Genomic DNA, 12,643 nt, shown 5'->3' with positions numbered 1-12,643 from the left:
ACGAAAGCGCGGTGCGCCGCAAGACCGTGATTCGCCACCCGTCTATACTGGCGGTTAATTCCCGAGTGTGTCGAACCGGGCCGCGGCGGCGTCCGATGCCGGCCTCGCGCCGATTTCCACCAACCCGATTCCACGCGACCCGCGTCGCGCTCCTGCCATGCCCGATTTACCGATCCATCTGTGGTACTCGATCACCAGCCTCGGCGGCGCCGGTATGACGCTGCCGCTCGCATTCGCCATCGCGATATGGCTGGCGGTCGGCTACTCGTGGCGGCTCGCGGCCTACTGGCTGGCCCTGCTCGGCACGGCGATCGGTATCGTGACCGTCACCAAGCTCGCGTTCCTCGGCTGGGGCATCGGCGTGCGCGAACTCGATTTCACCGGCGTCAGCGGTCACGCCATGCTATCCACGACGGTCTATCCCGTCACGCTATTCCTGATGCTGTTGCCGGCGCGTCCGGCCATCCGGCTGCTCGGCGTGCTGGCCGGGCTCGCCGCCGGCATCGCCGTGGGCCTGTCGCGCGTCGTGCTGAGCGCGCATTCGCCGTCCGAAGCGGTGACCGGCTGCCTCGTCGGCGCGCTCGCCGCGCTGGTGTTCGTGCGCATCGCGTGGAATGCCGAGCCGGGCCGGCTGTCGGCGCTGCCGGTGGCCATCAGCATGATGGTGCTGGCCGTCGCGATGCACGGCGTGCACGTGCCGACCCAGCGCTGGGTCACGCATATCGCGCTCAAGGTGTCCGGCCACGACCGGCCGTTCATCCGCGCGAAATGGAAGGCCGAGCGCGACTTCCGCCCGACCGCCGCGCCGCTGTCGCAAACGCTCAATACGCTCGAGCCGCCGCGCGTCTCCGTCAGCTGAGCGGCCAGTCGCCGCGCCCGGCTGCTTCCGGACTTTCCCGAGCTTTTTTCCTATTTTTTGACGCTTCGACGCCGCGCTTCACGCTCACCCGTGAAACGCGGCGTCGAAGCGTCGGCTGCATGCACCGCTATAACCGCGCATATATTACGATAGCGCTTTTAAGCCGCTGCTTCCGTCCACGTCCGACTTCCAGGTCCTTCATGACACTTTCCCGCCATCTGAAGCAATACGCGCTGTGCGCCGCGAGCGCCGTCTCCGTTCTCGTCAGCGTGAATGCGCACGCCGACGAACTCGTGGTGTCCGCCGCAGCCAGCCTGACCAACGCGTTCAAGGCGGTCGGCGACGCGTTCGAGCAGCAGCATCCGGGCACCAAGGTCCTGATGAACTTCGGCGCGTCCGATGTGCTGATGCAGCAAATCGTCAAGGGCGCGCCCGCCGACGTGTTCGCGTCCGCGGATCAGAAAGCGATGGACAAGGCCGCCGCGGAAAAAGTGATCGTGCCGTCCACACGACGCGACTTCGCCGCCAATTCGCTGGTGCTGATCGTGCCGGCCGACAGCCATCTGGCGCCCGCCAACCTCAACGAACTGACGGGCCCGAACGTGAAGCGCGTCGCGTTCGGCGATCCGGCCTCGGTGCCGGTCGGCCGTTATACGCAGGGCGCGCTGCAAGCCGCCGGCGTGTGGGACGCGGTCAGCGCAAAGGCGGTGCTGGCGTCGAACGTGCGCCAGAGTCTCGACTACGTCGCGCGCGGCGAAGTCGACGCCGGCTTCGTGTTCGGCACCGACGCCGCGATCATGCCGGACAAGGTCAAGGTCGCGCTGACGCTGCCGACGCAAACGCCCGTCACGTACCCGATCGCGCGCGTCGAAGGCAGCCGCCAGGCGACCTCGGCGCAGGCCTTCATCGACTTCGTGCTGTCGCCGGCCGGCCAGGCGGTGCTCGCGAAGTACGGCTTCAAGCCGGCGCACTGATCCACGCGAGAGGCGCACGCTCATGCAACAGGCCTGGGTTCCGCTGCTGCTGTCGCTGAAAGTGGCGGGCTGGGCCACTGTGCTCAATCTCGTGCTCGGCGTCGCGGCGGCGCTCGGTCTGTCGCGCTGGCGCTCCGGCGCACGCGACGTGATCGATTCGCTGCTGATGCTGCCGCTCGTGCTGCCGCCCACCGTGCTCGGCTACTACCTGCTGGTGCTGCTCGGCCGGCGCGGCGTGATCGGCGCGTGGCTCGACCGCTTCGACATCCAGCTCGTGTTCACGTGGCAGGGCGCGGTGATCGCATCGACGGTGGTCGCGTTTCCGCTCGTGCTGAAGTCGGCGCGCGCCGCGTTCGAAGGCGTCGATCCGCAACTCGAGCGCGCGGCGCGCACGCTCGGCGTCAGCGAAACGGCGCTGTTTTTCCGCGTGACGCTGCCGCTCGCCGCGCGCGGCATCCTCGCCGGCGGCCTGCTCGCGTTCGCGCGCGCGCTCGGCGAATTCGGCGCGACGCTGATGATCGCCGGCAATCTGCCGGGCCGCACGCAAACCTTGTCGGTCGCGGTCTATTCGGCGGTGCAGGCCGGCGACGACAGCACCGCCAACGTCCTCGTGCTCGTGACCTCAGTCACCTGCGTGGCGATTCTGCTGCTCGCGGGACGCCTGGTGCCGCAGCACACGCTTCTGAGGTCGCGCTGACATGCCGCTCCAGGTCGCCATCCGCAAAAGCTTCCAGAGCGCCGAGCGGCACTTCACGCTCGACGTCGCGTTCAGCGCGAACACCCAGCGGCTCGTGCTGTTCGGGCCGTCCGGCGCGGGCAAGAGCCTGACCTTGCAGGCGATCGCCGGCCTGCTGCGCCCCGACGAAGGCTCGATCACGCTGCACGGCACCACGCTGTTCGACAGCGCGAACGGCGTCGACCAGAAGCCGCAGGCACGCAAGATCGCGTATCTGTTTCAGGACTACGCGCTGTTTCCGCATCTGAACGTGCGGCAGAACATCGGCTTCGGGCTGCGTCAGGGCTGGTTCAATCCGCGTGCGCGCGGCTCGCATCCGCAGGTCGATTACTGGCTCGACGCGCTGGAGTTGAAGGGGGTCGCGGGCAATCATCCGGTGCAGTTGTCGGGCGGCCAGAAACAGCGGGTCGCGCTGGCGCGCGCGCTGGTTTCGCAGCCGCGCCTGCTGCTGCTCGACGAACCGTTTTCCGCGCTCGATAGCGCGTTGCGCCAGCGCATGCGGCGCGAGCTATCGGATCTGCAAACGCGGCTCGACATTCCGATGGTGCTGATCACGCACGATCCCGACGACGTCGCCGCGTTCGGCGATCAGGTCGTGCAGGTCAACGACGGCCGCGTGCAGGAAGATCAGCCGTTCGCGGGGTATGCGCGGAGCGAGGCGTCGCCGCGTTGAACGCGGTGGTTTTGCTCCGCTCTTTCGATTGCACTGCCGGCCCCGGGCCTTCGGTCTTGGGCCTTCGAACGACCCTCGACTGCGACCACCGTCAATCCTTCACGCCCAGTATCACGCTCGACGCCTTGAACGCCGCAATCGCGCTCACGCCTTCGTGCAAACCGAGCATGTCGACGCTGCCGTTGGTCACGATCGCGGTGATAACCGCGCCGCCCGCCAATCCCAGCGACACCTCCGCATTCACCGCGCCGCGCTTCACGCTCTGCACGGTACCGCGCAACTGATTGCGCGCCGACAGCTTGAGCGGCGTGTCGCCGTCGCCATCACCCGCGACGAGCAGCACGACCCACGACGCCTTGATCAGCGCAAACGCCGCCGCGCCTTCGACGAGCCCCAGCGCCTCGGTGCTCTCGTGTGTGAGCACGGCGACGAGGGTCTGGCCGCCGGGCAGCACGAGCGACACCTCGTCGTTAACGCTGCCGCGCACGAGCGCCGACACCGTGCCGTAGAACTGATTGCGCGCGCTCGTCTTCACGCCGATGCGGCCGATCAGATCCCAGTCCGTCGCGAAGCCCTCGCCGATCGCCGCGCCCGCGCGCTCCAGAAAGCGCCGATGCTCGCGCTCGACCGCGCGAAACGTGTCGATCAGCTTCACCGCGCGCGGCGTGAGCGTGGTGCCGCCGCCACCCTTGCCGCCGGTCAGCCGCACGACGAGCGGTTCGCCGGCGAGGTTGTTCATCGTATCGACAGCGTCCCACGCGCCCTTGTAGCTGATGCCGACCGCCTTCGCCGCGCTCGTGATCGAGCCGGTTTCGCCGATCGCCGCGAGCAGCGCGATGCGCGCCGCGCCGCCGAGCGTCTGCGAGCCGGCCTGAAACCAGACGGAGCCGCCGAGTTCGAGGGAATCGTGCGGAGGGTCGGTGCGGTCGGAGGTCATGGCGGCGAGCGGTCGAGGAAGGTGGGAGGGGACGGACAGATGGAAAATCATTATAGCGACGCGCTTTCGGGCGGCTGGGGCGCCAGTTCAGTTGAAGCCTGCATCATGACCACGGGCGCGGCGTTTCGCGTGAACGGCGGCGCGGTCGATACGATGGCTTATACAAACATCACACAATACCGCGCGTTTCTCAAAACACGTCGCGCCCCGCGCACTAGTCAAACAGCATGCGCGCATCACTTCAATTATCGAGAGATGCGCAAAATGACACCAACATCGAAATGACCCAAAGCCACATCATGTATCGTCCAAGTGATTCTAGTGTGCGCTCCAAATGCCTTTCCGGTAGCCGCGATGAGCCTAGAAAGCGCCAGTTGGGCGCTCACTAGAGTCAGCACTTCATGTGAAGGGCGCTACCACTGTCTTAATGGCTGGGACAGACTATCGTGACAGAGGTACCTCGTTGGCAAATCGAGCAAGCATCAGTTCGACAGCGGACAATTGACGGATGTGAGACCACACAGAAAAATGACAAGGCTTTCGTGAGTTCCTCAGCGTCAGCGCTATACTTGCCGTAGAAACTCGTCCCCGCCAAGTACGCAGGACTATCTGCCGTTTTGGCTTTGCAGAAACCATCGACCTACCCGTATATGCTGATTACCCGACTAAAATTAAAAAACTGGCGCAATTTCAAGAATCTTGACGTGCCGTTGAGAAGTCGTACTTATGTAATTGGCGCCAATGCCTCCGGAAAATCAAATTTGCTCGATGTCTTTCGTTTTCTTCGTGATATCTGCAAGCCTGCGGGTGGCGGACTGCAAAAAGCGATTGAGGACCGAGGCGGTCTGACGAAGTTGCGATGCCTGCAGGCGCGGACAGACAATGAAGTTGAAATATATGTAGCTATTTCCGAAGATGCCGATTCAGATCCTCTCTGGGAATACACTCTCGCGTTCAGACCCGAGGGAAAAGGCCTGCACCGCGTCCTCGTCACTCGAGAAATTGTAAAGCGAGGAGGACGGACGACTGCCGTTCTTGATCGCCCAGACAATAAAGATAAGGGAGACACGTTACGACTTACCCAAACGGCTATTGAGCAAATCAATTCAAATACAGCCTTCCGGGAAGTTGCTGATTTTTTCCGTGAAACCACCTATCTTCACCTAGTGCCACAATTACTCAAGCATGGCGAAATTGGAGCACGCATTGTTGAGGGCGATCCATTTGGGCAAGGTTTGCTGCAACGTATTGCGAAGACATCACAAAAAACTCGGGATGCGCGATTGAGACGGATACAGCAGTCTCTGGAAAAAGCCGTACCGCAATTCAATCAACTCAAATTTGAACAAGACAAAGTCACTGGTCTGCCGCACTTGATGGCGTCATATCAACATTGGCGTACTCACGGAGCGTGGCAACGCGAGGATCAATTCTCTGATGGCACGTTGCGACTACTTGGGCTTCTTTGGATGCTACAGGAAAGCAATTCGCTGCTGTTATTGGAAGAGCCTGAGCTTTCTCTAAATGACGCAATCGTGGCTCACATTCCGTTGATGATTGATCGTGTACTACGAAAACAAAAGGCCTTCGGTCGTCAGGTGATTATCACTACACACAGTGAGGCGCTGTTGCGCAATCCACTTGACGGTAGAGCAATTCTTTTGCTCGAACCAGCGAGCGACGGCACCGTCGCTCGGGTGGCTGACGAGACCGAACTCCAACTGATGTCATCAGGACTGTCTCCCGCCGACGTTTTATTACCCAAAACACATCCGCAAGGAATTGATCAGCTTGGGTTGTTCGCATGACGGGGACCGTTTTCGTTGTAGGTGAGGACGAATTATGCTGTGCAATAGCGGAAGCTCTGATTGCACATAGCGACATTGCCACAAATATTCAGCAGAGAATCGTTGCTGGAGGAGCGGACCCGTTTAGGAGAAAAATTCCGGCGATGAACAATGTCGCAAAAAGTGTCATGCCGGTATTAATGATTGCTGACGCGGATCAAGCGCCATGTGTAGTGACGCAGCGTAATTTATGGCTCCCACCGAATGTCAGCCACAGGCTTTCGATGCGACTAGCTGTAAAGGAGGCAGAGGCATGGGTCCTTGCAGACCACGTCGGATTTTCCAAATTTGCAGTTATTAGTAAGGATTTGCTTCCAGCGCGACCAGAAGCGGAGCTCGACCCCAAGCAAATACTGCTAGCGCTTGTCAAGAAGAGCAAGCGGCGGGAATTGCGAGAAGAAATGCTGCCCGGGAAAGGAGCCACATCACCAGTGGGCCTAGGTTACAACATTCACATGACGGATTTTGTAAGAAATCACTGGAGCATCAGTCGAGCTATGGATCGAGCACCAAGCTTGGCGCGAGCAATTCCAAGAGTCGCTGCACTACTACAGGATGTTGCAGAAAAGTGAATTGCATGAATAACTGCTCCATACAATTTTCGAATGGCTGCACCGTCAGGTGTATGTGATCACGAGGCGAATTCAAAGCTGAATGGCATACCTAGATGGTGCTCAGTCAAATGGAAAAGACGGTTATTGGCTATGCGCGTTCCTTTCGTTCCAAGTTGTTTAGGGGACATTGCGGACAACGGGATAGTCGATCGCTCTGGAGCACCTGTACTGACCACCTTGTTCGCTCTACGCCAATCCGAAAGAGCAAGGCAGCGAAGACACAACGCCCCCTCACGTTTATCCCGCATACTGCGCCACCCCATTCCCAAACGACCAGTTCTCCTTATCAACCTCAACAAGGTTGATAAACACATCCTCCGGCCGCACGCCCGGCGACTTTCCAAGTTCATCGACGATCCGTCTGTACAGCGCCTTCTTCTGCTCGACCGTGCGCGTGTTGCTCACGGTCAGCTGGATCACGACGAAGTCGTCGCCGCGGCGGATGTTCTGGTACTGCCGGTCGTAGATCATGTTGTCGGCCGTGTGCTCGGTGATCAGCATGAACATGTCGTCGTGCGGCACGTTGAACGTGTCCACCAGCGAACGCTGGATACCGACGGTCAGCGCCTCGCGATAATCGGCCGGCTTGCCGGCGCGCAGGGAGATTCGGGTGAGCGGCATGATGGGCTCCTTCTTGCTGTGTTGGGTTAAACACAGCTTAGGCGGCCTCAGTCATAATAAACAGACATCCCTGCCTATTTCATTCATTTTCATCTGAAATGAAAGTCCTCGATCTCGATGCGGTCCGGGCCTTCGTGCTGGTCGCCGATCTGCGCAGCTTCACGCGCGCCGCCGACGCGCTCGACACCACGCAATCGGCCGTCAGCCTCAAGCTGAAGCGGCTCGAAGCCCATCTGGGCAAGCAGTTGCTGGAGCGCACGCCACGCGTCGTGCGTCTGTCCGCCGACGGCAACGCGTTTCTCGGCGCCGCCCGCGAGCTGCTGAATGCGCACGAGCGCGCGCTCGGCGCGCTGTCGGTCGAGCGACGGAAGCTCACGCTCGGGCTCAGCGAACACGTCGCCGGCCCCGATCTGCCGCACCTGCTCGCCCGTCTCAACGCGCACGATCCGGGGCTCGTGATCGAGCTGCACATGGGCTCGTCGGCGACGCTGCTCGCGCAATTCGACGAACGCCGGCTCGATGCGGCGATCGTCCGCTACGGCCCCGATGAGCCACCGCGCGACGACGCACAGGCGCTATTCAGCGAGCCGCTCGGCTGGCTCGCCACGCCGAGCTGGCTGCCGCGCGTCGGCGAGCCGCTGGCGCTCGCGCTGCTGAGTCCGCCCTGCAACGTGCGCGACGTCGCGCTGCGCACACTGACGGCGGCGGGGATTGCGTGGCAGGAAGTGTTTGTCGGCGGCGGGGTCGCGGCGGTCGGCGCGGCGGTGGCAGCGGGCCTCGCCGTGTCGCCGCTCGCGCGACGGGTCGCGCCGCGCGGTCTGATCGATGTCGGCGCGCGGCTCGGCTTGCCGGCGCTGCCGGAATCGCGCGTCACGCTGCATTCGCGCGTGCGCGAACCACGTTCGGCGGAGACGTTGCGGCTGCTCGCGAACGGGCTCGCGGCGGCGTGACGCAATGACGGTCACGCCACCGCGTAGCGCGGACTGAGTGGATCTCAGTGGATGATCGGCGGCAGCGACCCGCTGCTGGCCGTGGCCGGATTGGGCACGGAGCCCATCGGTACGATGTTGTTGACGTCGGCGGACGTGGCCGGCGCGGTCTGCACCGCCGGCTTGATCGGATTGGCGCGGGCGGCGTGAGAAACCGCCGGCTTCGCCGCGACCCTGAGCACGTGCGGACGGGCGGCACGACCCGTCGCGAAGTTCGCGCTCATCACCTTGCCCTGACCCGGCTTCGCGTGAGCCAGTTGCACATGCGCTTGCGGATGCGGCTTCGTGGCCTGCGCGGTCACGGCGGCGTGCGCGCGGGGTTTCCTGCCTGCGGCCGCCACCTTGGCGCTGCCCTTCTTACCGCCCTTCACCACCTCGCCCGCCGCGACCTTTTTCGCGCCGCCGCCATGCGCCGCGAGCCTGGCGCCATGCTGCGCGCCACCCGGCACCGCATGCGAAGCGCCATGGCGAGAAGCACCGGCCATCTGCTTCATCTGCGCACCGGCCCCGGCCTTGTTGCCGGCGCGGCTGCCCGCTTTCGCCGACGACGTCGCCGGCCGGGCCGGCGCCGCCTTCGCGATATGCCCGCTCGCGACATGCCCGGTCGACTCGGGCGGATTCCACACTTCCGTATAACCCGCAGCCAAGGCCGCCTCCGATACACACCACACGGCCAGCGCCGCTGCTACTGCTCGAACCCGCATCTCCTGCTTCTCCTGATCGACGACTGCAAAATGCAGCCGGGATTATATTCTCTTGCAAAAATCTATTTCTGGACTAATATCGAAATAAAGTATGCATAAGGACTCACCCGTTTATGGCACACGCCGCCCGACTCACCACGCCCGAAGCGCCGCCGCGACGCTCGCCTTCGGAGCCGACGCTCCCGGAAATGTCCGCAGCGGGCCTGCGCGCGTTCTTCAACATTGCGCGCGACTGGGACCTGAACGCCGACGAGCAGATCGTGCTGCTCGGCTCGCCGGGTCGCTCGACCTTCTTCAAATGGAAGGCGTCGCCCCAAACCGCGCGCCTCGGCCGCGACACGCTGGAGCGGCTATCGCTGCTGCTCGGCATCTACAAGGCGCTGCAGATTCTGCTGCCGCAGCCAAGCGCCGCCGATGCGTGGATCAAACGCCCCAACAGCGCGCCGCCGTTCGGCGGCCGTCGCGCGCTGGACCGCATGCTGGCGGGCAACATCAGCGACCTGGTCGCCGTGCGCCAGTATCTCGACGCGATGCGAGGCGGCTGGGCGTGACACAACCGCAATGGCAGGACCGCTGGACCAGCGCCGCGCTCGACTGGTCGCCCGCGTATCGCGTGATTCCGACGCGCTTTCCGGCCGTCAACCTGTTCGACCGGGTCGCCTCGCCGGAAGATTTCGACGCGCTGTACGCGCTCGAAGCGATGACCAACGACCGTCTGCGCACCGAGATCGGCGAACTCGATCTGGTGCCGCGCGAGGAGCGCCGCTTTGGCCCCGGCTATGGGCCGATCATGGCCGCGCTCACGCATCTGAATCCGCTCGGCAGCCGCTTTTCGGACGGCACGTACGGCGTGTTCTATTGCGCGCGTTCGCGCGAAACCGCGATCGCCGAAACGCGCTATCACACGGGCAAGTTTCTCGAAGCGACCGCCGAGCCGCCGATGCGGCAGCAGATGCGTCTGTACACCGTGGTCGCGCAAGGCAGCGTGGTCGATCTGCGGCACGACTCCGCGCTCGATCCCGCCGTGCTGTCGCCGCACGACTACCTCGCCGGCCAGGCGCTCGGACGCGCGGTGCGGGAGGCCGGCGCGCCGGGCATCGTCTATCCGTCGGTGCGCGACGCCGCCGGCGAATGCCTCGCCGCCTTCCGCACGACGCTGCTGCGCGCCTGTCATCACGCGGCGTATCTGGAATACAACTGGAACGGTTCGAGCGTCGATATCGTGTTCGAGCTCAATCAGGTCGGCTAAAGAAAGGACAGGCCGGCAGCCTCAAGGCAACGCCAGCGCCGCGGCCCCTTCCGCGCGTGCTGCCTCGACCGAGATCGACCAGCGCCGCAGCGCCTGCGGCTGCACGATCGTCAACGAGCCGCCGGGCCCGAACGCGCCGGTATCGATGAACACCTGCGAGCCGATCTGCGTGATGTCGCGCACCGGCGTATGGCCGCAGTAAGTCAGCGACAATCCGCGCTGCCGCAACGGATCGCCGTTGCCCAGCGCGAGCTCGCGGCCCCATAGCAATTGCTGGCGCGTTTCGGCCGAATAATTGCCGGCGTCGAGTTCGGCGTCCGAGCCGAAAAATTCGGCATGCAGAATATTGAAGCGCTCCTTGCCGCTGCCGACCACACGCACGAGCGGCAGCGTACGCAGATGTTCCGCGTAGTGGCGCAGCCGTTCGTCGGGCAAGCCCGCCGCCCACGAGCCGCCGATGCCGTACCACCACTGGCGTCGCAAGCGGCCGTCGGCGACCGCGCACAGCGTGTCTTCGTGATTGCCGAGCACCGCAAAGAACCACGGCTTCGCGAGCAGCGCGAGCGCCTCCTCCGATTGCTCCCCGCGATCGACCAGATCACCGACCGAAAACAGCCGGTCGCGCGTCGGATCGAATGCGATCTGACACAGCAGGTAGCGCAGCGCATCGACGCAGCCATGCAGGTCGCCGACCACGAAATCGCGGCCGGCTTCGTTGGCGGCATGATGCTGAACCGGGCGGGTGACGAGTGCGGAATCCATCTCTGCATAATAATGCGACCCACGCCAATCCGTATGCGCGCTGCCTCTCGTAGCAACACGCATGAATTCGCAAAAACGACATAAAACCACGCAAAAACCGCACATTCGAGGTACGTATTACCGACAAATACGCGAATTGTCAGTCAATCCTGCGGGACGGCCGTCGCTCGCTCCCCATTCGCGATCGCGTAGGCGATGACGCACCACGGCTACTGCAACGTCCGCAGCTTCGCCACCTGCCCCGCGGACATCGTCGCCTGCGGATTGCCGAACTGCCTCGTCACGTAGTTGGTGATCGCCGCGATCTGCTCGTCGTCGAGATGGCCGCCGAACGCGGGCATCATCACGTCGGCGTGCGCGGTCGCGCGGTTCACGCCGTGCAGGATCACCAGCGCGAGATTGTTCGCGTCGGTCGCGCCGACCGTCGAGTTATGGATCAGCGACGGATACGCGCCCGGCGCGCTCGCGCCGACGCCCTGCCCGGTCCAGCTATGACAGCTCGCGCAATTGGCGACGAACAGTTGCGCGCCGTTCACACCGGTAATCGCGGTGCCGCGCAAAGCGGTGACATCGTCGGCAGGCGTGCCCCATTGATGACGCCCGCGCGTGTCGCCGCCGCTCACGGGCGGCAGCGAGCGCAGATACACGACGATCGAGCGCAGATCGACCGGCGTCAGATGCTGCGTGCTGTTCGCGACCACCTCGCCCATCGGCCCGGCCGCGTTCGCGCGACCCGGCGCCGCGCCGGTCGACAGATACGCGATCAGTTCGTCGTCGCTCCATTCGCCGACGCCGCTCAGCTTGTCCGGCGTGATGTTGAACGCGTGCCAGCCGGCCTGCACCGCGCCGGAGAAGCGCGCGCCCGATTGCAGCCCTTGCATGAAATTGCGCGGCGTATGGCACTCCTCACAATGCGCGAGGCCTTCGACCAGATACGCGCCGCGATTCCATTCGGCACTCTGCTTCGGGTCCGGCACGAAGCGCCCCTCGGTGAAGTTGAACAGATTCCAGAACACCATCAGCCAGCGCTGGTTGAACGGAAACTTGAGGCTATTCGCGGGCGGCGTGTAGTGAATCGGCGTGAGCGTGTTCAGATACGCGCGAATCGCCAGCACGTCCTGCTCGGTCACGCGCGTGTACGCGGTGTACGGGAACGCCGGATAGAGCCGCTCGCCGCTCTTGCCGATGCCTTCGTGCATCGCGCGCAGGAAATCGGCGTCGCTCCAGCGGCCGATGCCAGTGTCGGGATCGGGCGTGATGTTCGGCGTCACGATCGTGCCGAACGGCGTGCTGATCGGCAGACCGCCCGCGAACGGGCGCGCTTTGTCCGCCGTGTGGCAGGCCGCGCAATCGGCGGCACGGGCCAGATATTCGCCGCGCCGGATCAGCTCGCCATTCGCACCATTCGCGCCGTTTGCACCATTCACGCCGGGAGCCGTGAGCGTGGCCACGTCGTCGGGCGTTTGGTCCGCATCGTCGGCGTGCGCCTGGGCGATCGGTTCGTCGGCGGCGTGCGCGCTCGGGCCGTGCAGCTCGTGCCACACGACGACCAGCGAGAACAGCGAAAACGCCGCCGCCAGCGCGGCGGCACCACCGAGGCGACGACGCGGCGCATGCATCGATACCGCTGCCGGCTGCGCGCGAGAGGGGTTATTCAACATTGTGGCTCTCCGCTCGA

Annotated in this window: 15 protein-coding genes; 10 read left to right on the top strand and 5 right to left on the bottom strand. The window is 63.9% G+C overall.

The annotated features are described in order from the left end of the window. Nucleotides 1–157 precede the first annotated feature (157 nt). The 4 genes from HHL14_RS12205 (at nt 158) to HHL14_RS12190 (ending at nt 3,242) form a co-directional block, all read left to right on the top strand. A complete protein-coding gene (locus HHL14_RS12205; protein WP_169497861.1) occupies nt 158–859 on the top strand; it encodes a phosphatase PAP2 family protein in 702 nt (233 codons plus the stop codon). Between the two features lie 200 nt (nt 860–1,059). Beyond that, nucleotides 1,060–1,833, top strand: a complete 774-nt coding sequence (gene modA, locus HHL14_RS12200) for a molybdate ABC transporter substrate-binding protein (RefSeq protein WP_169497860.1) — start codon at nt 1,060–1,062, stop codon at nt 1,831–1,833. Between the two features lie 22 nt (nt 1,834–1,855). Then, nucleotides 1,856–2,530, top strand: coding sequence for a molybdate ABC transporter permease subunit (gene modB / locus HHL14_RS12195; protein WP_169497859.1), 675 nt, complete (start codon nt 1,856–1,858; stop codon nt 2,528–2,530). A gap of 1 nt (nt 2,531) precedes the next feature. After that, the gene (locus HHL14_RS12190; RefSeq protein WP_169497858.1) at nt 2,532–3,242 is read left to right on the top strand and encodes a sulfate/molybdate ABC transporter ATP-binding protein; all 711 of its coding nucleotides are present in this window, start codon (nt 2,532–2,534) and stop codon (nt 3,240–3,242) included. A gap of 91 nt (nt 3,243–3,333) precedes the next feature. Here the strand turns inward: HHL14_RS12190 and HHL14_RS12185 are convergent, their stop codons facing one another. Continuing rightward, a complete protein-coding gene (locus HHL14_RS12185; protein WP_169497857.1) occupies nt 3,334–4,179 on the bottom strand; it encodes a TOBE domain-containing protein in 846 nt (281 codons plus the stop codon). Between the two features lie 39 nt (nt 4,180–4,218). Here HHL14_RS12185 and HHL14_RS12180 point away from each other — a divergent pair, with 39 nt between their 5' ends. From HHL14_RS12180 to HHL14_RS12170, 3 genes are all read left to right on the top strand, one after another. Next, nucleotides 4,219–4,464: a hypothetical protein gene (locus HHL14_RS12180; RefSeq protein ID WP_169497856.1), complete on the top strand. Its 246-nt coding sequence runs from the start codon at nt 4,219–4,221 to the stop codon at nt 4,462–4,464. Between the two features lie 365 nt (nt 4,465–4,829). Beyond that, nucleotides 4,830–5,987 (top strand): AAA family ATPase, encoded by a 1,158-nt coding sequence (locus HHL14_RS12175; protein ID WP_169497855.1) that lies wholly within the window; start codon nt 4,830–4,832, stop codon nt 5,985–5,987. Further along, entirely contained in the window at nt 5,984–6,598 is a 615-nt protein-coding gene (locus HHL14_RS12170; RefSeq protein ID WP_169497854.1) for a hypothetical protein, read from the top strand. The genes HHL14_RS12175 and HHL14_RS12170 overlap by 4 nt, the downstream gene beginning before the upstream one ends. A 279-nt stretch (nt 6,599–6,877) precedes the next feature. Here HHL14_RS12170 and HHL14_RS12165 read toward each other — a convergent pair whose 3' ends face one another. Continuing rightward, nucleotides 6,878–7,261: a tautomerase family protein gene (locus tag HHL14_RS12165; protein ID WP_169497853.1), complete on the bottom strand. Its 384-nt coding sequence runs from the start codon at nt 7,259–7,261 to the stop codon at nt 6,878–6,880. 98 nt (nt 7,262–7,359) lie between these two features. Between HHL14_RS12165 and HHL14_RS12160 the strand changes: the two genes are divergently transcribed. Beyond that, nucleotides 7,360–8,211, top strand: coding sequence for a LysR family transcriptional regulator (locus HHL14_RS12160; protein ID WP_169497852.1), 852 nt, complete (start codon nt 7,360–7,362; stop codon nt 8,209–8,211). 44 nt (nt 8,212–8,255) lie between these two features. Here HHL14_RS12160 and HHL14_RS12155 read toward each other — a convergent pair whose 3' ends face one another. Beyond that, entirely contained in the window at nt 8,256–8,954 is a 699-nt protein-coding gene (locus HHL14_RS12155) for a hypothetical protein (RefSeq protein WP_169497851.1), read from the bottom strand. 188 nt (nt 8,955–9,142) lie between these two features. Between HHL14_RS12155 and HHL14_RS12150 the strand changes: the two genes are divergently transcribed. Together HHL14_RS12150 and HHL14_RS12145 are read left to right on the top strand one after the other, a co-directional pair. Continuing rightward, on the top strand, nt 9,143–9,505 hold the full coding sequence (locus HHL14_RS12150; RefSeq protein ID WP_407945282.1) for an MbcA/ParS/Xre antitoxin family protein: 363 nt from the start codon (nt 9,143–9,145) through the stop codon (nt 9,503–9,505). Further along, complete coding sequence (locus tag HHL14_RS12145; RefSeq protein WP_169497849.1) at nt 9,502–10,203, top strand: RES family NAD+ phosphorylase; 702 nt, start codon at nt 9,502–9,504, stop codon at nt 10,201–10,203. Before HHL14_RS12150 ends, HHL14_RS12145 begins: the two co-directional genes overlap by 4 nt. A gap of 21 nt (nt 10,204–10,224) precedes the next feature. Here the strand turns inward: HHL14_RS12145 and HHL14_RS12140 are convergent, their stop codons facing one another. Both HHL14_RS12140 and HHL14_RS12135 read right to left on the bottom strand, forming a co-directional pair. Further along, a complete protein-coding gene (locus HHL14_RS12140; protein ID WP_206002287.1) occupies nt 10,225–10,965 on the bottom strand; it encodes a metallophosphoesterase in 741 nt (246 codons plus the stop codon). 209 nt (nt 10,966–11,174) lie between these two features. After that, the gene (locus tag HHL14_RS12135; RefSeq protein ID WP_169497847.1) at nt 11,175–12,626 is read right to left on the bottom strand and encodes a cytochrome c; all 1,452 of its coding nucleotides are present in this window, start codon (nt 12,624–12,626) and stop codon (nt 11,175–11,177) included. Nucleotides 12,627–12,643 lie beyond the last annotated feature (17 nt).

This window comes from Paraburkholderia antibiotica (assembly GCF_012927125.1).
In the GTDB taxonomy this organism is placed as follows: domain Bacteria; phylum Pseudomonadota; class Gammaproteobacteria; order Burkholderiales; family Burkholderiaceae; genus Paraburkholderia; species Paraburkholderia antibiotica.
Note: the sequence above shows the minus strand (reverse complement) of the source record. Positions and strands in the feature narration are given on the sequence as shown.